The 22,592-nt window shown below is 65.8% G+C and carries 26 protein-coding genes; 23 read left to right on the forward strand and 3 right to left on the reverse strand.

Annotated features, from left to right (window positions below; translation table 11 throughout):
* Positions 1-22 precede the first annotated feature (22 nt).
* Positions 23-376, reverse strand: coding sequence for a cell division protein ZapA (locus tag ACFQPG_RS06285; RefSeq protein WP_380811095.1), 354 nt, complete (start codon positions 374-376; stop codon positions 23-25).
* Between the two features lie 3 nt (positions 377-379).
* Complete coding sequence (locus tag ACFQPG_RS06290; RefSeq protein WP_380811097.1) at positions 380-553, reverse strand: hypothetical protein; 174 nt, start codon at positions 551-553, stop codon at positions 380-382.
* A 136-nt stretch (positions 554-689) separates the two neighbouring features.
* Between ACFQPG_RS06290 and tkt the strand changes: the two genes are divergently transcribed.
* The 6 genes from tkt (at position 690) to thiE (ending at position 7,298) form a co-directional block, all read left to right on the forward strand.
* On the forward strand, positions 690-2,666 hold the full coding sequence (tkt, locus tag ACFQPG_RS06295) for a transketolase (protein WP_380811099.1): 1,977 nt from the start codon (positions 690-692) through the stop codon (positions 2,664-2,666).
* A 110-nt stretch (positions 2,667-2,776) separates the two neighbouring features.
* The gene (gap, locus tag ACFQPG_RS06300; protein ID WP_380811101.1) at positions 2,777-3,784 is read left to right on the forward strand and encodes a type I glyceraldehyde-3-phosphate dehydrogenase; all 1,008 of its coding nucleotides are present in this window, start codon (positions 2,777-2,779) and stop codon (positions 3,782-3,784) included.
* Positions 3,785-3,901: 117 nt separating this feature from the next.
* Entirely contained in the window at positions 3,902-5,104 is a 1,203-nt protein-coding gene (locus ACFQPG_RS06305) for a phosphoglycerate kinase (RefSeq protein WP_380811103.1), read from the forward strand.
* Positions 5,105-5,116: 12 nt separating this feature from the next.
* Positions 5,117-6,016, forward strand: a complete 900-nt coding sequence (locus ACFQPG_RS06310) for a fructose bisphosphate aldolase (protein ID WP_380811105.1) — start codon at positions 5,117-5,119, stop codon at positions 6,014-6,016.
* A gap of 101 nt (positions 6,017-6,117) precedes the next feature.
* A complete protein-coding gene (locus tag ACFQPG_RS06315; RefSeq protein WP_380811107.1) occupies positions 6,118-6,615 on the forward strand; it encodes a class I SAM-dependent methyltransferase in 498 nt (165 codons plus the stop codon).
* On the forward strand, positions 6,612-7,298 hold the full coding sequence (gene thiE, locus ACFQPG_RS06320) for a thiamine phosphate synthase (protein ID WP_380811109.1): 687 nt from the start codon (positions 6,612-6,614) through the stop codon (positions 7,296-7,298). The genes ACFQPG_RS06315 and thiE overlap by 4 nt, the downstream gene beginning before the upstream one ends.
* Here the strand turns inward: thiE and ACFQPG_RS06325 are convergent.
* Positions 7,273-7,941, reverse strand: coding sequence for an HAD family hydrolase (locus ACFQPG_RS06325; RefSeq protein ID WP_380811111.1), 669 nt, complete (start codon positions 7,939-7,941; stop codon positions 7,273-7,275). The two genes, thiE and ACFQPG_RS06325, sit on opposite strands and share 26 nt — an antisense overlap.
* Before the next feature lie 170 nt (positions 7,942-8,111).
* Between ACFQPG_RS06325 and ACFQPG_RS06330 the strand changes: the two genes are divergently transcribed.
* The 17 genes from ACFQPG_RS06330 to nuoI all read left to right on the forward strand — a co-directional run bounded on the left by ACFQPG_RS06330 (position 8,112) and on the right by nuoI (position 22,497).
* Complete coding sequence (locus tag ACFQPG_RS06330; RefSeq protein WP_380811113.1) at positions 8,112-9,221, forward strand: L,D-transpeptidase; 1,110 nt, start codon at positions 8,112-8,114, stop codon at positions 9,219-9,221.
* Between the two features lie 4 nt (positions 9,222-9,225).
* Positions 9,226-9,888: a M23 family metallopeptidase gene (locus ACFQPG_RS06335; protein WP_380811115.1), complete on the forward strand. Its 663-nt coding sequence runs from the start codon at positions 9,226-9,228 to the stop codon at positions 9,886-9,888.
* 72 nt (positions 9,889-9,960) lie between these two features.
* The gene (gene efp / locus ACFQPG_RS06340; protein WP_380811116.1) at positions 9,961-10,524 is read left to right on the forward strand and encodes an elongation factor P; all 564 of its coding nucleotides are present in this window, start codon (positions 9,961-9,963) and stop codon (positions 10,522-10,524) included.
* A gap of 87 nt (positions 10,525-10,611) precedes the next feature.
* On the forward strand, positions 10,612-11,424 hold the full coding sequence (locus ACFQPG_RS06345) for an inositol monophosphatase family protein (protein WP_380811118.1): 813 nt from the start codon (positions 10,612-10,614) through the stop codon (positions 11,422-11,424).
* Positions 11,425-11,516: 92 nt separating this feature from the next.
* Positions 11,517-11,894 (forward strand): NADH-quinone oxidoreductase subunit A, encoded by a 378-nt coding sequence (gene ndhC, locus ACFQPG_RS06350; RefSeq protein WP_380811119.1) that lies wholly within the window; start codon positions 11,517-11,519, stop codon positions 11,892-11,894.
* Between the two features lie 98 nt (positions 11,895-11,992).
* Positions 11,993-12,466, forward strand: a complete 474-nt coding sequence (locus tag ACFQPG_RS06355) for a NuoB/complex I 20 kDa subunit family protein (RefSeq protein ID WP_380811735.1) — start codon at positions 11,993-11,995, stop codon at positions 12,464-12,466.
* A 62-nt stretch (positions 12,467-12,528) separates the two neighbouring features.
* A complete protein-coding gene (locus ACFQPG_RS06360) occupies positions 12,529-13,416 on the forward strand; it encodes an NADH-quinone oxidoreductase subunit C (RefSeq protein WP_380811120.1) in 888 nt (295 codons plus the stop codon).
* Positions 13,416-14,690, forward strand: a complete 1,275-nt coding sequence (locus tag ACFQPG_RS06365) for an NADH-quinone oxidoreductase subunit D (RefSeq protein WP_380811122.1) — start codon at positions 13,416-13,418, stop codon at positions 14,688-14,690. Before ACFQPG_RS06360 ends, ACFQPG_RS06365 begins: the two co-directional genes overlap by 1 nt.
* Positions 14,690-15,382, forward strand: coding sequence for a complex I 24 kDa subunit family protein (locus ACFQPG_RS06370; RefSeq protein ID WP_380811124.1), 693 nt, complete (start codon positions 14,690-14,692; stop codon positions 15,380-15,382). The genes ACFQPG_RS06365 and ACFQPG_RS06370 overlap by 1 nt, the downstream gene beginning before the upstream one ends.
* Before the next feature lie 115 nt (positions 15,383-15,497).
* Positions 15,498-15,632 carry a hypothetical protein gene (locus tag ACFQPG_RS06375; protein ID WP_380811126.1) on the forward strand — a complete coding sequence of 45 codons (135 nt, stop codon included), beginning with the start codon at positions 15,498-15,500 and terminating at the stop codon, positions 15,630-15,632.
* Positions 15,632-16,942: an NADH-quinone oxidoreductase subunit NuoF gene (nuoF, locus tag ACFQPG_RS06380; RefSeq protein ID WP_380811128.1), complete on the forward strand. Its 1,311-nt coding sequence runs from the start codon at positions 15,632-15,634 to the stop codon at positions 16,940-16,942. Before ACFQPG_RS06375 ends, nuoF begins: the two co-directional genes overlap by 1 nt.
* Complete coding sequence (locus ACFQPG_RS06385; protein WP_380811130.1) at positions 16,939-17,526, forward strand: hypothetical protein; 588 nt, start codon at positions 16,939-16,941, stop codon at positions 17,524-17,526. Before nuoF ends, ACFQPG_RS06385 begins: the two co-directional genes overlap by 4 nt.
* Positions 17,527-17,689: 163 nt before the next feature.
* Positions 17,690-18,382: a hypothetical protein gene (locus ACFQPG_RS06390; RefSeq protein WP_380811132.1), complete on the forward strand. Its 693-nt coding sequence runs from the start codon at positions 17,690-17,692 to the stop codon at positions 18,380-18,382.
* Between the two features lie 74 nt (positions 18,383-18,456).
* Complete coding sequence (nuoG, locus tag ACFQPG_RS06395) at positions 18,457-20,466, forward strand: NADH-quinone oxidoreductase subunit NuoG (RefSeq protein ID WP_380811134.1); 2,010 nt, start codon at positions 18,457-18,459, stop codon at positions 20,464-20,466.
* Complete coding sequence (gene nuoH / locus ACFQPG_RS06400) at positions 20,463-21,518, forward strand: NADH-quinone oxidoreductase subunit NuoH (protein ID WP_380811136.1); 1,056 nt, start codon at positions 20,463-20,465, stop codon at positions 21,516-21,518. Before nuoG ends, nuoH begins: the two co-directional genes overlap by 4 nt.
* Positions 21,515-22,018 (forward strand): hypothetical protein, encoded by a 504-nt coding sequence (locus tag ACFQPG_RS06405; RefSeq protein ID WP_380811138.1) that lies wholly within the window; start codon positions 21,515-21,517, stop codon positions 22,016-22,018. The genes nuoH and ACFQPG_RS06405 overlap by 4 nt, the downstream gene beginning before the upstream one ends.
* Positions 22,015-22,497 carry an NADH-quinone oxidoreductase subunit NuoI gene (nuoI, locus tag ACFQPG_RS06410; protein WP_380811140.1) on the forward strand — a complete coding sequence of 161 codons (483 nt, stop codon included), beginning with the start codon at positions 22,015-22,017 and terminating at the stop codon, positions 22,495-22,497. The genes ACFQPG_RS06405 and nuoI overlap by 4 nt, the downstream gene beginning before the upstream one ends.
* Positions 22,498-22,592: the final 95 nt, after the last annotated feature.

Raw genomic sequence — 22,592 nt, forward strand, 5'->3', positions numbered from 1 at the left:
GCAGTGCCCGTCAGCACCGTATCTAGGCGCTCTGGGCTACACTCTCAAGGCTGCCGGCCAACCGCTCGAGGCGCTCGGCCAACGCGTCGACCCGGCGCACCACCTGCGGGTCGAGCGAAGGGGCGGGGGGTGGCGGAGCCGGCGCTGCTGCGGGCTCTGCGGTGGGCAGAGTGTCCTTTTTCTCGATCAACTGGTCGGCAAGGAGCAGCGAGGCGAACAGGAGCTGCCGCGCCTCGCTCAGCGCACCAAGGCCGGCCAGCGCCTCGCGGCTCTTGCCGTCCACCAGTTGCGCTGCCTGGCGGAGACTGTCCTCCTCCCCGTCGCGGCAGGCAACCCGATAATTGCGCCCGGCGATCTGCAGGTCGACTTCCGCCATGGCTCAGGCCTCCGCCTTCTGGATCAGCAGGTCGAGCTCGGCGATCGCGTCGCGCACCTTGGCGCGGAGCGCATCGTCGCGACCGCCACGGCGCGCAGCACTTTCCGCGACCCGCTCGATCCTCGCCAGGGCACGCTCCGCCCGGGTCAGCGCCGTTTCCAATGCCTCATTGTCCATGGCGGTTGAGCTAGGCCTTCCCGAGGGTGCCCGCAAGGCGCGCGGAGGTTGACGCCCAACCGCTCACCGCCCAAAGGAGCCAACCCATCGGCACGACCGAATCCGGTGCGCCGCCGACCCCTTCGATGGAGCACCGATGCAGCCGACCCAACGCCGCCTTGCCAACGCCATTCGCGCGCTGGCCATGGATGCGGTGGAGACCGCCAATAGCGGGCACCCGGGCATGCCAATGGGCATGGCGGATGCCGCAGTCGCGCTGTTCGCCGACCACCTGAAGTTCGATCCGTCCGACCCAAAATGGCCCGACCGCGACCGCTTCGTCCTGTCGGCCGGTCATGGCTCGATGCTGATCTACGCGTTGCTCCACCTGACCGGTTACGAGCGGCCGACGATGGATGACATCCGCGGCTTCCGGAAGCTCGGCAGCCCCTGCGCGGGCCATCCGGAGAACTTCGAGCTTTCCGGCGTCGAGACTACCACCGGTCCACTAGGGCAAGGGCTCGCCACCGCGGTCGGCATGGCAATCGCCGAGCGGCACCTGAACGCGGTCCATGGCGACGATCTGGTCGATCACCACACTTATGTGATCGCCGGCGACGGTTGCCTGATGGAGGGCATCAACCATGAGGCGGTCGGACTTGCCGGTCACCTGAAGCTCGGCCGGTTGATCGTCCTTTGGGATGACAACAATATCACCATCGATGGTTCGACCGACCTGTCGCGCAACGAGGATGTGATTGCCCGTCACCAGGCCTGCGGCTGGCACACGGTCGAATGCGATGGGCTGGACGCCGCCGACGTGTCGCGGGCGATCGCCGAAGCAAAGGCCGACCCGCGGCCAAGCCTGATCCGTTGCCGGACGATCATCGGCTTCGGTGCGCCCAACAAGCAGGGTACGTCGGCGACACATGGCGCCGCGCTGGGCAAGGACGAAGTCGAGGCGGCGCGTGCCGAGCTCGGGCTCGAGCCGGCCGAGTTCACCATCCCTGACGATGTGCTGCAGGGCTGGCGCGCCATCGGGGAGCGCGGAAAGGCCGAGCGTTCGGCCTGGCAGAAGCGACTGGAAGCGAGCGGGGGCCGCGAGCCTTTCGAGGCTCAAATGACCGGCAAGGTCTCGGCCGGTTGGCTGAAGCCTTACCTCGACGGCCTGCTCGCCAATCCGCCGAAAGTCGCCACCCGCAAGGCGTCGGAAATGGCGCTGGAAGCGATCAACGCTGCGACCCCGCTGACGATCGGCGGCTCGGCCGACCTTACCGGCTCCAACAACACCAAGACCAAGGGGCAGACACCGCTCACCGCCGAGGATTACGCGGGCCGCTACCTATACTACGGCATCCGCGAGTTCGGCATGTCCGCGGCGATGAACGGCATGGCGCTGCATGGCGGTGTCGTCCCGTATGGCGGCACCTTCCTGGTCTTTTCCGACTATTGTCGGCCGGCGATCCGCCTGTCCGCGCTGCAGGGCGCGCGGGTCATCTACGTCATGACCCATGACTCGATCGGCCTGGGCGAGGATGGGCCCACCCACCAGCCGGTCGAGCATATCCAGAGCCTGCGGCTGATGCCGAACCTCGACGTCTACCGTCCGGCCGATGCGGTCGAAACGGCGGAATGCTGGGCGGCCGCGCTGCAGGCTGACCGACCGTCCGTGCTGGCCCTGTCGCGGCAGAACCTGCGTCCGGTCCGTACCGAAGCGGCAGGCGAGAACCTGTCTGCCCGTGGCGGCTACACGCTGCGCAAGGCGGACGGCGAGCGGCGGGTCATCATCATCGCCACCGGCTCGGAGGTGGAGATCGCGCTCGATGTCTCCGACAAGCTTGCTGAGCAGGGTGTGGGCGCCGACGTTGTGTCGCTCCCTTGCTGGGAGCGGTTCGAGGCGCAGGACGAGGCCTATCGGACGAGCGTGCTGCCACCGGCCGAACCGGAACAGATCCTGCGCGTCTCGATCGAGGCGGGCACCACCTTTGGATGGGAGCGGCTGGTCATGACGAAGGGGCTCCGCTTCGGCCTCGATGGTTGGGGCGCCTCTGCGCCGGCACCCGACCTCTACCGGCATTTCGGCCTCACCGCGGAGGCGATAGTGCCGCAAATCTTGGAACATGTGAGAAATTGATGCCGTTTGCCCTGGGCTTGTCGAAGGGCTGTTCTTCTCTCGCAGGGCGATTGAAGAAGGCCAGGGCTTCGACAGGCTCAGCCCGGACGGGTTGAGGGAGAGAAGAGTAAATGACCAAAGTTGCAATCAACGGTTTCGGGCGCATCGGCCGCCTTGTCGCGCGGGCGATCCTGGAGCGGCCGGACTGCGGGCTGGAGCTGGTGGCGATCAACGATCTGGCGGACGCCAAGTCCAACGCGCTGCTGTTCAAGCGGGATAGCGTGCACGGCCCGTTCCCCGGCGAGGTCAGCGCGGAAGGCGAGGAGATCGTCATCAACGGCAAGCGCATCCGCGTCACCGCGGAACGCGACCCGGCCAACCTGCCGCACAAGGAACTCGGCGTTGAACTGGCGCTGGAATGCACGGGATTCTTCACCGACAAGGCGGGCGGCGAGAAGCACATTCAGGCTGGCGCCAAGCGGGTGCTGATCTCGGCTCCGGCCAAGGGCGCGGACCTGACGGTCGTGTACGGCGTCAACCATGACAAGCTGACCGCCGAGCATCGCATCGTCTCCAATGCCAGCTGCACCACCAACTGCCTGGCGCCGGTCGCCAAGGTGCTGAACGATGCGATCGGCATCGAGCGCGGGCTGATGACGACCATCCACGCTTATACGAACGACCAGAAGATCCTGGATCAGATCCACTCCGACATGCGCCGCGCGCGTGCGGCGGGCATGTCGATCATCCCGACCACTACCGGTGCGGCCCGGGCGGTTGGCGAGGTGCTGCCGGAACTCAAGGGCAAGCTCGACGGCTCGGCGGTGCGAGTCCCGACCCCGAACGTGAGCCTGGTCGACCTGACCTTCACGCCCAAGCGCGACACCACCCTGGACGAGGTGAACGGCGTGCTGAAGGCCGCGAGCGAGAGCGGGCCGCTCAAGGGCATCCTGGCCTACACCGACGAGCCTTTGGTCTCGATCGACCTCAACCATAATCCGGCCAGCTCGACGGTCGACAGCCTCGAGACTGCGGTGCTGGAGGGCAAGCTGGTCCGCGTAGTCAGCTGGTATGACAACGAATGGGGCTTCTCCAACCGCATGGTCGACACCGCCTGCGCGATGGCGAAGCTGGGTTGATCAAATCAATCCCGCTCACCCTGAGTAGCCGCGAAAGCGGCGTATCGAAGGGCCGAGGTGCTTCGATACGGAGCCTTCGGCTCCTACTCAGCACAAGCGGGTCGGGAGTTTGCTGATTTGCCTTCGTTTAAAACCCTCGACGATCTCCCCGCCGACCTGGCCGGCAAGCGCGTGCTGGTCCGGGTGGACCTGAACGTGCCGATGCAGGACGGCGCCGTGTCGGACGCAACGCGGCTCAGGGCGGCGCTGCCGACCGTGCTGGAGCTGGCCGACCGGCGCGCGATCGTTCTGCTGTTGAGCCACTTCGGCCGACCGAAGGGACAGCGGCGGCCCGACATGTCGACCGCCCTGCTGGTCAAGCCGCTGACCGACCTCACCGGGCGGTCGGTCCGGTTCATCGAGGATTGCACCGGACCCGATGCCGAGCGGGCGGTCACGACCATGACCGCAGGATCGATCGGGGTGCTGGAGAATACACGCTTCCACGCCGGTGAGGAGAAGAACGATCCGGAACTGAGCCGGGGCATCGCGGCGCTTGGCGACTATTATGTCAACGACGCCTTTTCCGCCGCGCACCGGGCGCATTCGTCGACCGAGGGTGTCGCCCACCTGCTGCCAAGCTTCGTCGGGCGGGCGATGGAGGCGGAGCTGAAGGCCTTGGAAAAGGCCTTGGGCAAGCCCGAGCGCCCGGTCGCGGCGGTGGTCGGCGGGGCCAAGGTGTCGAGCAAGCTAGCCGTGCTGGGGCACCTCGTCGACAAGGTCGATCATCTCATCATCGGCGGCGGGATGGCCAACACCTTCCTCGCCGCGCGGGGGGTGAACGTTGGCAAGTCGCTGTGCGAGCACGACCTGACCGGCGAGGCCGAGGCGATCCTCGAGCGGGCCGAGCAGGCGGGGTGCACCGTGCACCTGCCCTATGACGTAGTGGTGGCGAAGGAGTTCGCCGCCAACCCGCCAAGCCTGCGCACGGTCAACGTCCATGAGGTCGCGGGCGACGAGATGATTCTCGACATCGGTCCGGCAGCGGTGGAGGCGCTCGGCGATGCGCTCAAGACCTGCCGAACGCTGGTCTGGAACGGGCCCCTCGGCGCGTTCGAGACTCCGCCGTTTGATGCGGCGACGGTGGCGCTGGCCAGGATCGCCGCGGCGCTTACCCAGGACGGCAGCCTGGTGTCAGTGGCCGGCGGCGGCGACACGGTGGCGGCGCTCAACCACGCCGGAGTGGCGGCGGACTTCAGCTTCGTCTCGACCGCGGGCGGAGCATTTCTGGAATGGATGGAAGGGCGGACGCTCCCGGGCGTCGCGGCCCTGATGCAGTAGCAGGGAACAAACATGCAGCAGTCGGAGATGATGGAAAAGATCGCGCGCGGGGAGGGTTTCATTGCCGCGCTGGACCAGAGCGGCGGTTCGACCCCCAAGGCGCTCAAGGGCTACGGCGTGGACGAAGGCGCGTGGAGCAACGATGAGGAGATGTTCGGTCTCATCCACCAGATGCGCTCGCGGATCATCACCTCGCCCTGTTTTTCGGGCGAGAAGGTGATCGGCGCCATCCTGTTCGAGCGGACCATGGACGGCGAGGTCGAGGGCAAGCCGACTCCGCAGGCGCTGATTGAGCGCGGCGTGGTCCCGTTCATCAAGATCGACAAGGGCCTGGAGGATGAGGTGAACGGCGTCCAGCTGATGAAGCCGATGCCCGAACTCGACGCACTGCTGACGCGCGCCAGGGGTCTCGGCGTGTTCGGGACCAAGGAGCGTTCGGTGATCAACCTCGCCAATCGCGAGGGCATTGCGGCGATCGTCCGGCAGCAGTTCGAAGTGGCGCAACAGGTGCTCTCGCACGGGCTGGTCCCGATGATCGAGCCGGAGGTCAACATCAAGAGCTCGGAGCGCGCGGACGCCGACCGTATTCTGCTGCAGGAGCTGACGAAGGCGCTCGATGTGCTGGGAGGCGACGGCCGGGTCATGCTGAAGCTGTCGATTCCGGCCCAAGCGGGGCTGTTCCAGCCGTTGGTGGACCATCCGCGGGTGCTGCGCGTGGTGGCGCTGTCCGGTGGCTTCAGCCGGAGCGAGGCGTGCGCCGAGCTGGCCAAGAACCCGGGCATGATCGCCAGCTTCTCTCGCGCCTTGCTATCCGACCTCCGCCACCAGATGGACGATGCGGAATTCGATCGTTCGCTGGGCGGCGCGATCGACGAAATCCACAAGGCGTCTACCGAGAAAGTCTCCGCCTGAGCCTGGAGGCCATCCTCGCCCGCCAGTTCGCTCAGCCGAGCGGCTGGCTGGGCCGATGGATCATCGCGCCCTGGCTGAACCGCATCGGGCGCAACCTCAACGTGCTTGCCTTCGATCTGTTGGCACCGCAGCCGGGAGAGGCGGTGCTCGAGATCGGCTACGGCGGTGGCGGGCTGCTTCGCCGGCTGGCAGAAGAGAAGCTCGGGCGCCTGGCCGGCGTCGATGTCTCATCCTCCGTTCCATCCCGCATCGAGGGGGCGGAGCTTGCCCGAGCGAGTGCGGTTGCCCTGCCGTTCGCCGACGCGAGCTTCGATGCGGTGGTGAGTGTTTCGGTGCTCCACTTCTGGACCGACCTGGACCCCGCGCTCGCCGAGATCGGCCGGGTGCTTCACTACGGCGGGCGGCTGGTGCTGGTGTTCGAGCCACCGCAAGCCCTGCGCAAGTGGAAGGGTTCCCGGCACGGATTCCAGATGTGGAGCGAGAAGGATGTCACTCGTGCCGCTCGCCAGGCAGGCCTGTTGCTGGAAGCCCGTGCTGACGACCACGGGCGCAAGCCGGACTATTTTGTCGGGCTGCGTTTGCGTAAGGGCGCGGAATGACCGACGAACTCGACACGCCGCTGGACGTCCATGGCTTCGCCGAACGGTTCGAAGCCGAGGGCAATCGCGATTGCCAGCTTTACCTCATCTCACCGCAGGAGGTGGACGGCAGCTTTCCTGAGCGGCTGCGAGCCGCGCTGGACGGCGGTCCGGTGGCGGCGTTCCAGCTGCGTGTGAAGGGCGTGGACGAGCATCAGCTCGCCCGGCTGGCGGAGCCGCTCCAGGCCATCTGCGCCGAGCGCGAGGTGGCGTTCATCGTCAACGACAGCATTGGTCTCGCCAAGCGGCTTGGCGCGGACGGGGTGCACCTGGGCCAGTCCGATGGTGACCCGCGCGAGGCGCGAACGATCCTGGGAGCGGCAGCGCAGGTCGGGGTCACCTGTCACGATAGCCGCCATCTGGCGATGGAAGCCGGCGAGGCGGGCGCCGACTATGTCGCCTTCGGGGCGTTCTACCCGACGACGACCAAGCGCAGCGAGTACCGGCCAGACCCTTCGATCCTCGGCTGGTGGTCGACCTTGTTCACCATTCCTTGCGTTGCGATCGGCGGGATCACGCCGGCCAACGCCAAGCCGCTGGTCGAGGCCGGTGCCGACTTCGTTGCGGTCTGCCAGGCGGTCTGGGGAGCCGAGGACCCTGCCGCGGCCGTGGCTGCTTTTACGCCTGTTCTCGGACGCGGCTGAGCGGCGAGGCGTCAAAGCGCGCCAGCAGATTGGCCACATGGTCGTAAATGGCGATCGCTCCGGTCAGGTCCGTATCGCTGAACCTGCCTGAGCGAACGGCAATGGTACGGACGCCAGCTTCGGAGGCCGCTTCGATATCGTAGGGTGTGTCGCCGATGACGACCGCGTCCGCGCCATCGACACCAAGCTTGCGCAGCGCCGTCGCGAATACGTCAGGGCAGGGCTTGGAGCAGCCGACGTCGTCCGCGCTGGTGTGGGCGTCAATCAGGTCGCGGCAGTCCAGCAGATCGAGGTAATGCTGCAACTCCTCGCCCGACGCTGAGGAAGCGAGCGCCACCTTGAAGTCTACCTCCTTGCATCGTTGCAGAATGTCGTGGGCTCCGGGGAACGGGCGGACCTGCGGCAGGTAGAGCCGTTTGAAGATCCGGCCATGCTCGTCCCCGAGCCGCTCCGCCTCTGCCGCCGCGATGCCTGGCAGAAGCGAGGGGACGTAATTGTCCGCGCCTTTGCCGATCTGACGATGGAGGGTTGCCCGGTCGAAATGGTGCCCGGCGCCGTGGAACGTTTCCTCCCACGCGAGCACGTGGAGGTCGTTGCTGTCGACGAGGGTGCCGTCGATGTCGAAGAGGATGGCCTGGAGCATGCTCCGCTTAACCGGCGCGGCAGCCGTGGGTTGCGCCTTGAGTTCCTGTCGTCGCGAACGGCCGAACGGATCGGCTCAGCCGAGGCGCGCCACGGTCATTCGTCGCTCCCAGGGAAAGAAGTGCGGCCTGCATCGTTTCGGACCCAACCGTTGGTTTCATGGAGAGTTTCGTGCTGCAATCCCGTTTCGTGCCCGCCAGTCTTGGGGCGGTCCTGCTCGCCACTGCAGCGATCGCTGTCGCCCAGGCGCCGAAGAACAATGCCGCTACCTCCTCCAACACCGTCTCGGCCGAGCCGAACAAGGCGGCATGGGTTCCGCCGGGCACTCCCGGGTCGCCGATCGATGGTACCGTGTTCCACGCGCAGGTTCTGCTCGACGTGGCCGGTTTCCCGACCGGCGTCATCGACGGCAAGAAGGGCATGGTCTTCAAGAAGGCGGTGCAGGGCTTCCAGCAGAGCCGCGGCCTGCCGGAGAGCGGCGAACTGGACGCGCCCACCCGCGCCGCGCTGCTGCAGCAGAACCGCGTGTCGACCCGCAATCTGCGGCTGACCGAGCAGGACGTGTCCGGCCCGTTTCTCTACCCCTTCCCGGACAAGCCGGAAGATCAGGAAAAGGCGAAGCAGCTGTCCTACCGCAACATGCTGGAGAAGGTTGCCGAGCGGTTCCATACCACGCCCGAGACCATCGTCGCGCTGAACGGTCCGGACAAGTTGATCGGCCTGAACCAGGTGCTTCGCCTGCCAAACGTCCTGCCGCGCTCGCGCGAGCACGGCGAAACGGCTGATGCAAAGCAGGGCGAACTACTCAACCTGTTCAACGTCGATGCACAGCAGCCGCGCGGGGACTTCGTGGTGGTCGACAAGAGCGAAGGCGTGATGAAGGTCTACGAGGGCGACGTTCCCGAGGGCAACACCGTTCCGCCGACCGCCGGCAAGCTCGTCGCGCAATTCCCCGTGACTATGGGGTCCAAGCAGTATCCGCTGCCGCTCGGCCGATGGAAGGCGACGACCTACGCCTTCATGCCGCCATTCCACTATCAGCCGGACATCCTGATCAATGCAAAGAGCGATGAGGAGCATCGCTTGCCACCTGGGCCCAACGGCCCGGTCGGGGTCGCCTGGCTCGACCTGACTAAGGAGAAGTATGGCATCCATGGCACCAACGAGCCGCAAACCATCGGCCGGGCCGAGTCCAGCGGGTGCATCCGCCTCGCGAACTGGGATGTGGTTCGACTTTCGCGCATCCTGAAGCCGGGCTTTACGGCCATCTTCCAGGCGTAGGACCATGGCCAGGCGCTTTTCCATCGTCGGCAACCTGATCGTCTTCGGGATTGTCGCGCTTGGCGCCTGGCTGGTCTGGACCAACGCCTTTCGCACTGCGGCCCCTCCCTCCGCCCCCGTCGGGGCACTTGTGGATGCAGCGGAGAAGGTCGGCTTCGATCCGGCCCGGCAGGCACCAAGGGCAGGGGAGATCTCCGTGCGCGACCTCCAGGTCGGGCCCCGTGGTCTCGCGGTCCCGGTGGACCGCGTGCACCCGCGCCAGCTTTCCGACACCTATACCCAGTCACGCGGTGGCGGGGCGCGGGTCCACAACGCGATCGACATCATGGCGGAGCGGGGCCGGCCAGTCGTGGCCGCCGCACCGGGGATCGTCGAAAAGTTGTTCTACAGCCAGGGCGGCGGCGGGATCACGGTGTACGTCCGCTCGCCCGACCGGCGCTGGATGTATTATTATGCCCACCTGGACGCCTATGCGCCGGGGCTGCGCGAGGGCCAGCGGGTCGAGCGCGGCACGGCGCTGGGGACCGTGGGTATCTCCGGCAACGCCAATCCCTCTGGACCGCACCTGCATTTCGCCATCAACCGGATGGATCCGCGGGAGAAGTGGTATCAGGGCGAGCCGGTCAATCCCTACCCGCTGCTTGCCGGAAACCGGGCTTCGCGCTAGGGGCGCGTGCGTTTTCCAACTCCGTACGCCCTGACAAGCTCAGCCCATACGGTTTCTTTGAACGGACCAGTCATGAAGATCAGCGGCGTGGACATTCGTCCCGGCAACATCATCGAATATGAAGGCGGCATCTGGCGCGCGGTGAAGATCCAGCACACCCAGCCCGGCAAAGGGGGCGCCTATATGCAGGTCGAGCTGAAGAACCTCATCGACGGTCGCAAGAACAACGTCCGCTTCCGCTCGGCCGAGACCGTCGAGCGTATCCGGCTCGACACTAAGGACTTCCAGTACCTCTATGCCGAAGGCGACGACCTCGTCTTCATGGACAAGGACACCTACGAGCAGGTGACCCTGCCCAAGGACCTGATCGGCGAGCCGGCGGCGTTCCTGCAGGACGGCATGGACGTGATGATGGAGCTCCACGAGGAGCGTCCGATCTCGGTCCAGCTGCCTGACACCATCGAGGCGACGATTGTCGAGGCCGACGCGGTGGTGAAGGGGCAGACCGCCTCGTCCAGCTACAAGCCCGCGATCTTGGACAATGGCGTCCGGGTCATGGTCCCGCCGCATATCTCCAGCGGAACCCGAATCGTGGTGGACGTTTACGAGCAGACGTACGTCCGCCGGGCGGACTGATTTGCGTTAAGCCCCGTTCGTCCCGAGCGAAGTCGAGGGGCGCAAGGAACGTGTCTCGACTTCGCTCGACACGAACGGAGAATGAGATTGGTAAGTCATTCAGGCCTGATCACCGTCATGCAGCGCGCGGCGCGCAAGGCCGCGCCCCGGCTTCGCCGCGACTTCGGCGAGGTCGAGCAGCTGCAGGTCAGCCGGAAGGGCCCGGGCGACTTCGTCTCGATCGCCGACAAGCGCGCCGAGCAGACGATCGTCGAGGAGCTGCGTAACGCCCGGCCCGACTGGGGCCTGCTGGTCGAGGAAGCGGGGGAGATCGAGGGCGATCCGTCCAAGCCGCGGTGGATCGTCGATCCGCTCGATGGAACGACCAACTTCCTCCACGGCATTCCGCATTTCGCCATCTCGATCGCGGTCGAGGACAAGCGTCCGGACGGGCGCGGGGAGGTTTCGGCCGGGCTGATATACCAGCCGCTGACCGACGAAAGTTATTGGGCGGAGAAAGGTCGCGGCGCCTGGCTGCACGACCGCCGTCTGCGAGTGTCGGCCCGGCGCTACCTCGATGAAGCGGTGATCGGCACGGGCATCCCGCACCTCGGCCGCTCGGACAGCGCGCGGTGGAGCCGGATCTATAACGCGCTTGCCTCCGAAGTGGCCGGCATCCGCCGGTTCGGCTCGGCCGCGCTCGACCTGGCCTGGGTCGCGGCAGGGCGGATGGATGGATTCTGGGAGGACGATCTCGACCCGTGGGACAGCGCGGCGGGGCTGCTGCTGGTCAAGGAAGCGGGCGGGTTCGTGTCCGACTATCGCGGGCAGGACCGGATGATGGAACGGCGCGAATATCTGGCCGCCAACGGCGAGCTGCACAGCAAGCTCCACAAGCTGCTTGCGGGAGCTTTGCGCTAGGAACAAAACGGGCGCGCCAGGCGCTCGCCAGTGTTGTTTCCGGCGGCGCCCTGCTCTAGAGCGCCGCCAAGTCTTTTGCCGGAGAGTCTCCCGTGGCAGCAGTCGCCGCCAACTACCTGCCGATCCTGCTGTTCCTGGCGGTTGCGCTGGCACTGTCGGGGGCCTTTGTCGTGCTGCCGATGATCGCGGCGCGCTTTACGGGCGCCGACCGGCCGTATGCCGAGAAGCTGACCGAATATGAGTGCGGCTTTCCGGCCTTCGAGGACAGCCGCAGCCAGTTCGACGTCCGCTTCTACCTGGTCGCGATCCTGTTCATCGTGTTCGACCTCGAAGCGGCGTTCCTGTTTCCGTGGGCGGTGACGCTCGATCAGACCGGGTGGCTCGGCTGGGGCGCGATGATGGTGTTCCTGGCGGAGCTTGGCCTTGGGCTCGCCTATGCGTGGAAGAAGGGAGCCCTCGAATGGGAGTGATGCTCGATCCGCGCGCGAACCCCAATCCTACCGAGGAGGAGATCGCTCGCGCCGCCGGCCTGGTTCTTGGCTCGGTCCAGCACCAGCATCTCGAGCAGATGCAGAAGGACCTGAACGAGAAGGGCTTTCTGGTCACCTCGACCGAGGACCTGTTCAACTGGGCCCGGACCGGGTCGCTGTGGTGGATGACCTTCGGGCTGGCCTGCTGTGCGGTGGAGATGATCCACGTCAACATGCCCCGCTACGACCTCGAGCGGTTCGGCGTCGCGCCGCGCGCAAGCCCGCGCCAATCGGACGTGATGATCGTCGCCGGCACCCTGTGCAACAAGATGGCCCCCGCACTACGCCGGGTTTACGACCAGATGGCCGAGCCGCGCTACGTCATCTCGATGGGCAGCTGCGCCAATGGCGGCGGCTATTACCATTACAGCTATTCGGTGGTTCGCGGCTGCGACCGGATCGTGCCGGTGGACATCTACGTCCCGGGCTGCCCGCCGACGGCCGAAGCCTTGCTCTACGGCATCCTCCAGTTGCAGCGGAAGATTCGCCGCGAAGGGACGATCGAGCGGTGATGCGCGGAATGTTGAGCTCAGCTTCTCCGCTCGTCCCGAGCGGGTTGGGGGGGCTGTAAGAAATGGCCAGCTCCGCACCCCGCACCGCATCCAACGACGGCGTGATCGAGGCCGCGAAGGCGGCGCTCGGCGATCTGATCGCCGAGGTGAAGGACCATGTCGGCGAGGTGACGCTCACTGTGCGCCGCGAAGGCGTCGAAGACGCCTGCCGGCTACTGCGCGATACGCCGGGGCTTGAGTACCAGCAGCTGATGGAGATCGCGGGAGTCGATTATCCGAACCGGCCGGACCGCTTCGAGGTCGCGTATCACCTGCTCTCCCTGACGCAGAATCGGCGAATCCGAGTCAAGGTGTCGACTGACGAGGCAACCCCGGTGCCGACGGTGACGACCCTGTGGCCGGTGGCTGGCTGGCTGGAGCGGGAAGTGTTCGACATGTACGGCGTGACGTTCGCCGGCAATCAGGACCTGCGGCGCATCCTCACCGACTATGGGTTCGAGGGGCACCCGCAGCGCAAGGACTTTCCGCTGACGGGCCATGTCGAGATGCGTTATTCGGAAGCCGAGAAGCGGGTGATCTACGAGCCGGTCAGCCTGGCCCAGGATTTCCGCTCGTTCGACTTCCTGATGCCGTGGCAGGGACCGGAGTACCGGCTGCCCGGCGACGAAAAGGCTGAGCCGCAGGCGGCCGGTGCGGCATCGCCGGCGCCTGCGACCGGCACGGCGCCTCAAGTGAAGCCGGTTGCCGCCAGCGAGAAGCGCGACCCGGACAAGCCGTATGCGATCGACAATGAAGATCGCAAGCAAGCGGGTGCCGCCGAAGCCGAGGCAGAGGCGCGCAAGCCGAACCAAGACAAGGCGGCCCAGGTCGGCGGTGTGAAGACGGACATCGAGGAGCCGAAGCCCGGCAGCAACAACCCTGCCTCGCAGGGCGGCCCGGAGGCGCAGTGATGAGCGACACGCAGACCGGAACCATCGTTGCCGACGAAGAGAAGCAGACCCGCCGCGTCGAAGTGAGCGTCCTGCCCGAAGCGGGCGATGTCAGCGCCGGTGATGAGGCGATCCGCAACTACACGATCAACTTCGGCCCGCAGCACCCGGCGGCGCACGGCGTGCTGCGCCTGATCATGGAGCTGGACGGCGAGATCGTCGAGCGTGTCGATCCGCACGTCGGCCTGCTCCACCGCGGCACCGAAAAGCTTATCGAATACAAGACCTACGCCCAGGCGATCCCTTACTTCGACCGCCTCGATTACTGCTCGCCCATGTGCATGGAGCATAGTTTCGTGCTTGCGGCCGAGAAGCTGATGGGCCTCGAGATCCCTATCCGCGCCCAGTACATCCGCACGATGATGGCGGAGCTGACCCGCATCAAGAACCACATGCTGAACCTCGGCAGCCACGTCATGGACGTCGGCGCAATGACGCCGAACCTGTGGCTGTTCGAGATCCGCGAAGATCTGATGCAGATCTACGAGATGGTCTCGGGTGCGCGGATGCACGCGAATTACTTCCGCGTCGGCGGAGTTCACCAGGACATTCCACCCAAGGTGCTCGCGCATATTGCGGACTTCCTCGACAACCGGATGAAGCTGTTCGAGGACGCGATCAGCCTGGTCGCGGACAACCGCATCTTCAAGCAGCGCAACGTCGATATCGGCAAGGTGTCCAAGGAAGACGCGATCGCCTGGGGCTTCTCGGGCCCGATGATCCGCGCCGCCGGCATCCCGTGGGATATCCGCCGCTCGCAGCCGTACGAAGTCTACGACCGGATGAATTTCGACATTCCGGTCGGCACCCAGAGCGACTGCTACGACCGCTTCATGGTCCGGGTGGAGGAGGTTCGCCAGAGCTGGCGGATCGCGCGCCAGTGCCTCAAGGAAATGCCCGAAGGCCCGGTCGGCACGCTCGACCGCAAGGTGTTCCCGCCCTCGCGGACGGAGATGAAGACCTCGATGGAGGCGCTCATCCACCACTTCAAGCTGTACACCGAAGGCTACCATGTGCCGGCGGGCGAAGTGTACGTCGCGACCGAGAGCCCCAAGGGCGAGTTCGGCGTGTATCTGGTCAGCGACGGCACCAACAAGCCCTACCGCTGCAAGATCCGCCCGACCGCGTTCAGCCACCTGCAGGCGATGGATTTCATGATGAAAGGCCACATGCTCGCCGACGCCACCGCGGTGCTCGGCGCGATGGACATCGTGTTCGGGGAGTGTGACCGCTAATGGCTGAGCGTCATTTCGCCCCTGATGTGCCTGAACTGCGCGAGCGATGGGGTTCGTTTGCCTGGACCCCGGCCAACGCCAAGCGGGCGGCGGAATTCCTCGCGCGCTATCCTGAGGGGCGCGAGCAGTCGGCGGTGATTCCGCTCCTCGATCTCGCCCAGCGGCAGGTCGGGGAGGAGACGGGCACCCAGGGCTGGCTGCCGATCCCGGTCATCGAATTCGTTGCCGCCGTTTGCCAGATCGCGCCGATCCGGGCGATGGAGGTCGCCAGCTTCTACACCATGTTCAACCTGACGCCGGTCGGGAAGTATCACGTCCAAGTGTGCGGGACGACGCCGTGCATGCTGCGCGGGTCGGACGACGTGCTCAACGCCTGCGCCAGCCGGGGGCTCAAGAAGGGCTACACGACCCCGGACGGGCTGTTCACGCTGACCGAGGTCGAGTGCCTCGGCGCCTGCGCCAACGCGCCGATGGTGCAGATCAACGACGACAATTTCGAGGACCTGACCGCCGAGAGCATGGGCTCGATCATCGATGCGCTGGCTCGCGGTGAGACTCCGCAGCCGGGTCCGCAGATCGAGCGGCAGACCAGTGCCCCGGAAGGCGGCCCGACCACGCTCAAGAAGATGGCCGAGCGCAACTACGACTATCGCGGGCAATGGAATGCCGCCCATGCGGGGGAGGGGGCCTGATGGCTTATCCCGTCATTGCGAGCGAAGAGAAGCAATCCAGTACTTCTTTGCTGAGGGCAAAGTCACTGGATTGCCGCGTCGCTGCGCTCCTCGCAATGACGAACGGGGTTCCGGTATGAGCGACATCGCCGTCATCATCGTGGCGCTAATCGTCGCCTTCCTGGCGTTCCGCTTCGTCGCGGGGCTGGTGAAATTCGCCGTCATCGCGGCCGTCATCGTCGCCGCCATCTATTTCCTGGGATTTGCGTGATGGGCAGCACCGGTCCGCTCAGCGACAAGGATCGCATCTTCACCAACGTCTACGGCTTCCAGTCGCCCGACCTGAAGGCGGCGCAGGCGCGTGGCGATTGGGATGGCACGGCGGCGCTGATGGCGCGCGGCCAGGATGCGATCATCGAAGAAGTGAAAACCTCGGGTCTGCGTGGGCGCGGCGGCGCCGGTTTCCCGACCGGCATGAAGTGGAGCTTCATGCCCAAGGAGCCGAAGCCCGGGAAGCCGAACTTCCTGGTCATCAACGCCGACGAGTCGGAGCCGGGCAGCTGCAAAGACCGTGAGATCATCCGCCACGATCCGCACAAGCTGATCGAAGGGGCGCTGATCGCCGGCTTCGCGATGCGGGCGCGGGCCGGCTACATCTACATCCGCGGCGAGTTCATCCGCGAGGCGCAGGCGCTGGAGAAGGCCGTCGCCGAGGCGTATGCAGCCGGCCTGCTCGGCAAGAATGCGGCGTCGAGCGGCTACGATTTCGACCTGTTCGTGCACCGCGGCGCGGGCGCCTACATCTGCGGCGAGGAAACCGCGATGCTGGAAAGCCTGGAAGGCAAGATGGGCCGGCCGCGGCTCAAGCCGCCGTTCCCGGCGGGCGCTGGCCTCTACGGCTGCCCGACTACGGTCAACAACGTTGAATCGATTGCGGTGGTGCCGACGATCCTCCGACGCGGGGCGCCTTGGTTCGCGGGCTTCGGCAATCCGAAGAACGAGGGAACCAAGCTGTTCCAGATCAGCGGCCATGTGAACACGCCGTGCGTGGTCGAGGAGAGCATGTCGATCCCCTTCCGCGAGCTGATCGACCGCCACGCGGGCGGCATCCGGGGCGGGTGGGACAATCTGCTGGCCGTGATCCCTGGCGGATCATCCGTGCCGCTCGTGCCCGCAGCCGAGATCATGGATGCGCCGATGGACTTCGACGGGTTGAAGGCGGTCGGCTCCGGGCTTGGTACGGCGGCTGTGATCGTGATGGACAAGTCCACCGACATCGTCCGTGCGATCAGCCGCATCAGCTATTTCTACAAGCATGAAAGCTGCGGCCAGTGCACGCCATGCCGCGAGGGCACCGGATGGATGTGGCGGATCATGGAGCGGCTGCGCGAGGGCGACGCGACGCCGGAAACGATCGACCGCCTGCTCGATGTGACCAAGCAGGTCGAGGGCCACACCATCTGCGCGCTCGGCGACGCGGCGGCGTGGCCGATCCAGGGTCTGATCAAGCATTTCCGGCCGGAACTTGAGCGCCGGATCGCGGACCGCCGCGGCGGTGACCTGCTGGAGGCCGCCGAATGATGTTGCTCGCGTACCTTGCTGTCGCGCTCTGGGCTCCTCAGGCCGAGGGCCCGTTGTCCAACGACCCGGTCGCGCTCGGCAAGATGCACGAAGTTGCCCGGTGCGTAGTGAAGGACGAGCGCAAGATCGTCGCAAAGCTGCTGCGCATCGACTGGAGGACGGTCAGCTATGCCGACCGGCTGAGGGAAAATGCCCGGCGCAAGGGCGAGTGCCTGGGCAACGGGGTTCTTCGGTTCAACCGGCTGGTGTTTGCCGGTGCGCTGGCTGAACACATGGTCGAGAGCGGCCGCATCGACATTACGCGTACGGCGGCAGCCGAGGGCCAGCCGATCGTGGCCCGTTCGCCGACCGAAGTGATGGCGCTATGCGCGGTCAAAGCGCAGCCGGCGCAGGTCTCCGCGATGCTCGGCACTGGTCCCGGCAGCACCGAAGAGCGGGCCGCCATGCGGGCGCTGGCGCCGACGCTGGGCGACTGCCTGGCGGAGGGCGCGCAGGCGACGCTGAACGCCGCGGGCACCCGCTCCGTCCTGGCGCTCGCTGCCTGGCATATCGCCGACGCACGCGGCGCCGGAGCCGCGAAGTGAAGTTCATCCTGACCCTGCTGATCCTCGCGGCGCTCGCCTATGCCGTGTCGCGGATCATTTCGGGGCGGCGTGGCCCGGGCGGAGACGCGTGACTTCGCGCTTTTCGATGCGAGTTCAGCCCGTTAGTGGTCAACGCTGCTCAAGGGGGAAAAGGGGTAGAGTCATGCACGTCGCCACGAAACTGATGCTGGCTTGTTGTGCGGCCGCGATGGTGGGGGCACCTGCATCGGCGCAGAAGACGGGCACTCGCATCGGCAAGAACGTGAAGACGGAGAACGTCGGAGCGCTGACCCAGATCATCGCGAAGTGCATCATGGAACGGCAGCCCAAGATGGTGCGTACCTGGATGAACATCCTTCCTGGCACTGACGCAGAAGACAAGTTCGTGAAGACGAAGGAAGGCGAATTCTCGATCTGCACCCGGGATGACCAATTGGTTTTCCCCGATGATCAGGAACTCGTCTTCCAGTCGCATCAATTCCGCTACCCAGTCGCCCTGGCGATCGCCCGCAAGCAGCTGCGCAAGTCGAATCTGGCGCCGGCCGGCCTGAACCCGAACGGCAAGGCATGGTTCGCTGCACCTTACGCGGCGCTGCCGGCTGGGTCGGCCGTCGACCACAACGCTTTGGTGCTGCAGGACTTCGGCCATTGCGTTGCATCCACCGATTGGCGCGGGTCGCGAGCTCTTTTGCTATCCGAGGAGAAGAGCGGTGAAGAGAAGGCCGCCGTGGCCGCACTGGCGCCGGTTCTCGGGCCCTGCTTCCCGGCAAACTCCAAGATCAAGCTCACCTCGGCGAGTCTGCGCCGTGCACTGGCGGAGCCAGTGGTTCATCTGCTTGGGGATGCAGGGCAATGAAGCAGCACATCAGCCAGGACGATCGCACTTCGCGCCTGCTGAGCGGGGCCAGCAAGTGAAAATGAGTTTGAACCATGCCTAAGGTCACCGTCGACGGACAGGACATCGAGGTTCCGCAGGGCGCAACCGTGCTGCAGGCTTGCGAGCTTGCGGGCAAGGAGATCCCGCGCTTCTGCTACCATGAGCGGCTGAGCATCGCCGGCAATTGCCGGATGTGCCTGGTCGAGGTCGCGCCGGGTCCGCCGAAGCCTCAGGCGAGTTGCGCACTTCCGGCTGCCGACGGCCAGACCATCCGCACCGACACCGCATTGGTGAAGAAGGCGCGCGAAGGCGTCATGGAGTTCCTGCTCATCAATCACCCGCTCGACTGCCCGATCTGCGACCAGGGCGGCGAGTGCGACCTGCAGGACCAGGCGATGGCCTATGGCCGGTCGTCCACCCGCTTCGACGAGAACAAGCGCTCGGTCGACGACAAGTATATGGGTCCGGTCATCAAGACGGCCATGACGCGCTGCATCCAGTGCACCCGCTGCGTGCGGTTTGCGGAGGAAGTGGCGGGCACGCCGGAACTCGGGATGCTGTACCGCGGCGAGGATGCGCAGATCACAGCCTATCTGGAACGCGCATTGACCAGCGAGCTGTCCGGCAACCTGGCGGACCTGTGCCCGGTCGGCGCGCTGCTGCAGGCGCCGCAAAGCTTCGAGGCACGGCCGTGGGAGCTGAAGAAGGTGCCGGCGATCGACGTCATGGACGCGGTAGGCACGAACATCCGCCTCGACACCCGCGGGCCGCAGGTGATGCGCATCCTGCCGCGGATCAACGAGGACGTGAACGAGGAGTGGTGCAGCGACAAGACGCGCCACCATGCCGACGCGCTTGTACGCAACCGCCTCGACCGGCCGTGGGTGCGGACCGACGGCAAGCTGCGCGAGGCCAGCTGGGGCGAGGCGCTTCGGACCTTTGCAGACCGGCTGAAGGCCGCGGGGGCCAAGGTCGCGGCAATCGCGGGCGATCTACTCGACGCCGAGACCATGTTCGCGGCGAAGAAGCTGCTCGAGGGGCAGGGCTCCAGCCTCTTGGAAGGGCGGCAGACGGGCCTCGACTATGACGTGTCGTCGTTGAGCGCGGTGGCGTTCAATTCGACGATCGCCGGGATCGAGACGGCCGACGTGATCCTGCTGGTCGGGACCAACCCGCGCTGGGAAGCGCCGCTGGTCAATACCCGGATCCGCAAGGCGGTGCGCCGCGGCGCCAAGGTGTTCGCGATCGGGCCAATGGCGGACCTCGCCTATCCAGTGACCAACATCGGCGACGATCTGGCGCTGCTCGGCAAGCTGCCGGCTAACGTCGTCGAGGCATTCGCGGGCGCGGCACGGCCGGCGCTGATCGTCGGGCCGGGCGCGCTCGGGGCGGGAGCGCTGGGCGCGGCGCTCTCGGCGGCCGAACCGCTGAGGCTGGTGCGCGACGGCTGGAACGGCTTCAACGTGATCCACACCGCTGCGTCGCGGATGGCCGGGCTGTTGCTCGGCTATGCGCAGCCGGGCGGCATTGCCGATATCGAAGCGGCGCGGCCGGACGTCCTGTTGCTGTTCGGCGCCGACGAAGTGGCTCCCGAGCGATTTGCCGGAGCGTTCAAGGTTTACGTCGGCCATCACGGAGACAAGGGCGCACGAGGGGCGGACCTCATCCTTCCGGCGGCGGCGTATAGCGAGAAGCACGGCACTTACGTCAATCTGGAGGGCCGGGTGCAGCGCGGCGAGCGGGCGGTGTTCCCGCCGGGCGATGCGCGGGAGGACTGGACCATCTTCCGGGCAGTGTCCGACCTGCTCGGCAAGCCGCTCCCGTTCGACCGCTTCGACCAGCTTCGCGCCGCAATGATCGCGGACGTGCCGGAGCTTGGCCGCGACGGGCTGATCGACCTGCCGTGGGCGCCGCCGGCGCTGGCTTCCGACGCGGGCGGGTCGATGACCCTGCCGATCCAGGATTTCTACCTCACCAACGCCATCGCGCGCTCCAGCCCAACGATGCAGCGTTGCTCGGCCGAGCTGATCCACGGCCAGACCTTAGCGGAGGCCGCGGAGTGACCGCCACTTTCCAGGACTGGGGACTGACCTACGAATGGTCGTGGTTCCTCGCGACCATCGCGGGCATCCTGCTCATTGCCCTGCCGCTGATGCTGGCGGTGGCGATGATCATTTATGCAGAGCGCAAGATCTGGGCCGCGATCGCTCTTCGCCGCGGCCCCAACGTAGTGGGGCCGTTCGGCCTGCTGCAGAGCTTCGCCGACGGGCTGAAGGTCTTCCTCAAGGAGACCATCGTCCCGACCAGCGCCAACAAGGGCCTGTTCCTGATCGCGCCGATCATCAGCTTCACGGTCGCGCTGATCGTGTGGGCGGTGGTGCCGTTCGACGTCGGCGTGGTGCTGGCGGACATCAATGTCGGACTGCTCTACATCCTCGCGGCGAGTTCGCTGGGTGTTTACGGGGTGATCATCGCGGGTTGGTCGTCCAACTCAAAATATCCGTTCTACTCGGCGCTTCGTGCAGCGGCGCAGATGGTGAGCTACGAAGTATCGATCGGTTTCGTCCTGATCTGCGTCGTGCTTTACGCCGGGACGTTCAACCTGACCGGGATCGTCATCGCGCAGACCGGCAACAGCGGCTTCGGCCTGCTGAACGGCTTCGGATTCGAACCGCTGCTGTTCCCGATGTCGGTGGTGTTCCTGATCTCGTCCATGGCCGAGACCTTCCGCACGCCGTTCGACCTGACCGAGGCGGAGAGCGAGCTCGTTGCCGGGTTCCAGACCGAATATAGCTCGATGAGCTTCGCGCTGTTCTGGCTCGGCGAATATGGCAACGTCATCCTGATGTGCGCCTTGAACGCTATCCTGTTCTGGGGCGGGTTCCTGCCGCCGATCGACTGGGCACCGCTTTACGCCATTCCCGGCATCATCTGGCTGCTGCTCAAGATGCTGCTGTTCTTCTTCATCTTCGGCTGGGTCCGCGCGACCGTGCCGAGGTACCGCTACGACCAGCTGATGCGGCTGGGCTGGAAGATCTTCCTGCCGCTGAGCCTGGTGTTCGTCGTCCTCATCTCGGGCTGGCTGATGCTGACCCGCTATGGCGGTGCAGCGTGATCCTGGCGGCGCTTATGCTTTTTCAGGCCGCGCCCTCGGCGGAAGCCATTCCCGCTTTCCGGGACAAGCCGGCCTTCGCCTTCACTTGCCGCGCCAGGGAGGGGGCGTCCGCGCTGGCGAGCTACGAGTATCGGGTCTTCCTTCCCGTGGATCGTTCCCGTTCGCAGATTCCTGTGCGAGTGGAGCTGACGAACATGGAGGGCGTGTCGAAGGACATGTCCTCGCTCCGTCTCGACCGGGGCAACCTGTGGGTCTTTCATGGACCGGGTTCAGAAGCCGGGAAACCGCCCATGTTCAAGGTGAGCGCCTTCGCGGAATCCCTGAACCACGTGCTCTACGATTTTCAGATGATTTTCCGCCGATCCACGTCGACGGGCGAGCATGGAGTTTCCCAGGTGTTCATCAGCCCAAGCGAGGGACGCTTGCGCATCACAAAGGTCGGCGAGGAACAGACCTTCCCCGCTGAATGCACCCACATTGACGGTGGATCGGTTCAATGATTGCGCACTGGATCAAATCGTTCACGCTCTGGGAGTTCGTGAAGGCGCACGCGTTGACGCTGCGCTACTTCTTCAAGCCCAAGGCGACGATCAACTACCCCTATGAGAAGACGCCGCAGTCGCCGCGTTTCCGGGGGGAGCATGCGCTGCGCCGCTACCCGAATGGGGAAGAACGCTGCATCGCCTGCAAGCTGTGCGAGGCGGTGTGCCCGGCGCTGGCGATCACCATTGAGGCGGAGCCGCGCGAAGATGGCTCCCGGCGGACCACCCGCTACGACATCGACATGGTGAAGTGCATCTATTGCGGGCTGTGCGCGGAGGCGTGCCCGGTGGACGCGATCGTCGAGGGGCCGAACCTCGAATTCTCGACGGAGACCCGGGAGGAATTGCTCTACGACAAGGCAAAGTTGCTGGCGAACGGGGACCGCTGGGAACAAGCGATCGCGGCGAACCTTGCCGCTGATGCTGCCTACCGTTAAGGCCCGCCGCACTTGATTCCGCTTCCACCACGTCCGTTCGTGTCGAGCGAAGTCGAGACACGTTCTTATCGCAGCCAAACGTCCCTCGACTGCGC

It is taken from the genome of Sphingomonas sp. GCM10030256 (assembly GCF_042666415.1).
Taxonomy (GTDB): Bacteria; Pseudomonadota; Alphaproteobacteria; order Sphingomonadales; family Sphingomonadaceae; genus Sphingomicrobium.

What these genes read in the sequence shown, in the direction of transcription:
- thiE (WP_380811109.1), top strand. Translation starts at nt 6,612, where the DNA reads ATGACCGACGAACTCGACACGCCGCTGGACGTCCATGGCTTCGCCGAA.
- tkt (WP_380811099.1), top strand. Translation starts at nt 690, where the DNA reads ATGCAGCCGACCCAACGCCGCCTTGCCAACGCCATTCGCGCGCTGGCC.
- ACFQPG_RS06325 (WP_380811111.1), bottom strand. Translation starts at nt 7,941, where the DNA reads ATGCTCCAGGCCATCCTCTTCGACATCGACGGCACCCTCGTCGACAGC.
- ACFQPG_RS06355 (WP_380811735.1), top strand. Translation starts at nt 11,993, where the DNA reads ATGCAGAAGGACCTGAACGAGAAGGGCTTTCTGGTCACCTCGACCGAG.
- ACFQPG_RS06360 (WP_380811120.1), top strand. Translation starts at nt 12,529, where the DNA reads ATGGCCAGCTCCGCACCCCGCACCGCATCCAACGACGGCGTGATCGAG.
- ACFQPG_RS06310 (WP_380811105.1), top strand. Translation starts at nt 5,117, where the DNA reads ATGCAGCAGTCGGAGATGATGGAAAAGATCGCGCGCGGGGAGGGTTTC.
- ACFQPG_RS06335 (WP_380811115.1), top strand. Translation starts at nt 9,226, where the DNA reads ATGGCCAGGCGCTTTTCCATCGTCGGCAACCTGATCGTCTTCGGGATT.
- nuoI (WP_380811140.1), top strand. Translation starts at nt 22,015, where the DNA reads ATGATTGCGCACTGGATCAAATCGTTCACGCTCTGGGAGTTCGTGAAG.
- ACFQPG_RS06290 (WP_380811097.1), bottom strand. Translation starts at nt 553, where the DNA reads ATGGACAATGAGGCATTGGAAACGGCGCTGACCCGGGCGGAGCGTGCC.
- ACFQPG_RS06370 (WP_380811124.1), top strand. Translation starts at nt 14,690, where the DNA reads ATGGCTGAGCGTCATTTCGCCCCTGATGTGCCTGAACTGCGCGAGCGA.
- ACFQPG_RS06390 (WP_380811132.1), top strand. Translation starts at nt 17,690, where the DNA reads ATGCACGTCGCCACGAAACTGATGCTGGCTTGTTGTGCGGCCGCGATG.
- ACFQPG_RS06375 (WP_380811126.1), top strand. Translation starts at nt 15,498, where the DNA reads ATGAGCGACATCGCCGTCATCATCGTGGCGCTAATCGTCGCCTTCCTG.
- nuoG (WP_380811134.1), top strand. Translation starts at nt 18,457, where the DNA reads ATGCCTAAGGTCACCGTCGACGGACAGGACATCGAGGTTCCGCAGGGC.
- nuoF (WP_380811128.1), top strand. Translation starts at nt 15,632, where the DNA reads ATGGGCAGCACCGGTCCGCTCAGCGACAAGGATCGCATCTTCACCAAC.
- ACFQPG_RS06365 (WP_380811122.1), top strand. Translation starts at nt 13,416, where the DNA reads ATGAGCGACACGCAGACCGGAACCATCGTTGCCGACGAAGAGAAGCAG.
- ACFQPG_RS06285 (WP_380811095.1), bottom strand. Translation starts at nt 376, where the DNA reads ATGGCGGAAGTCGACCTGCAGATCGCCGGGCGCAATTATCGGGTTGCC.
- ACFQPG_RS06385 (WP_380811130.1), top strand. Translation starts at nt 16,939, where the DNA reads ATGATGTTGCTCGCGTACCTTGCTGTCGCGCTCTGGGCTCCTCAGGCC.
- gap (WP_380811101.1), top strand. Translation starts at nt 2,777, where the DNA reads ATGACCAAAGTTGCAATCAACGGTTTCGGGCGCATCGGCCGCCTTGTC.
- efp (WP_380811116.1), top strand. Translation starts at nt 9,961, where the DNA reads ATGAAGATCAGCGGCGTGGACATTCGTCCCGGCAACATCATCGAATAT.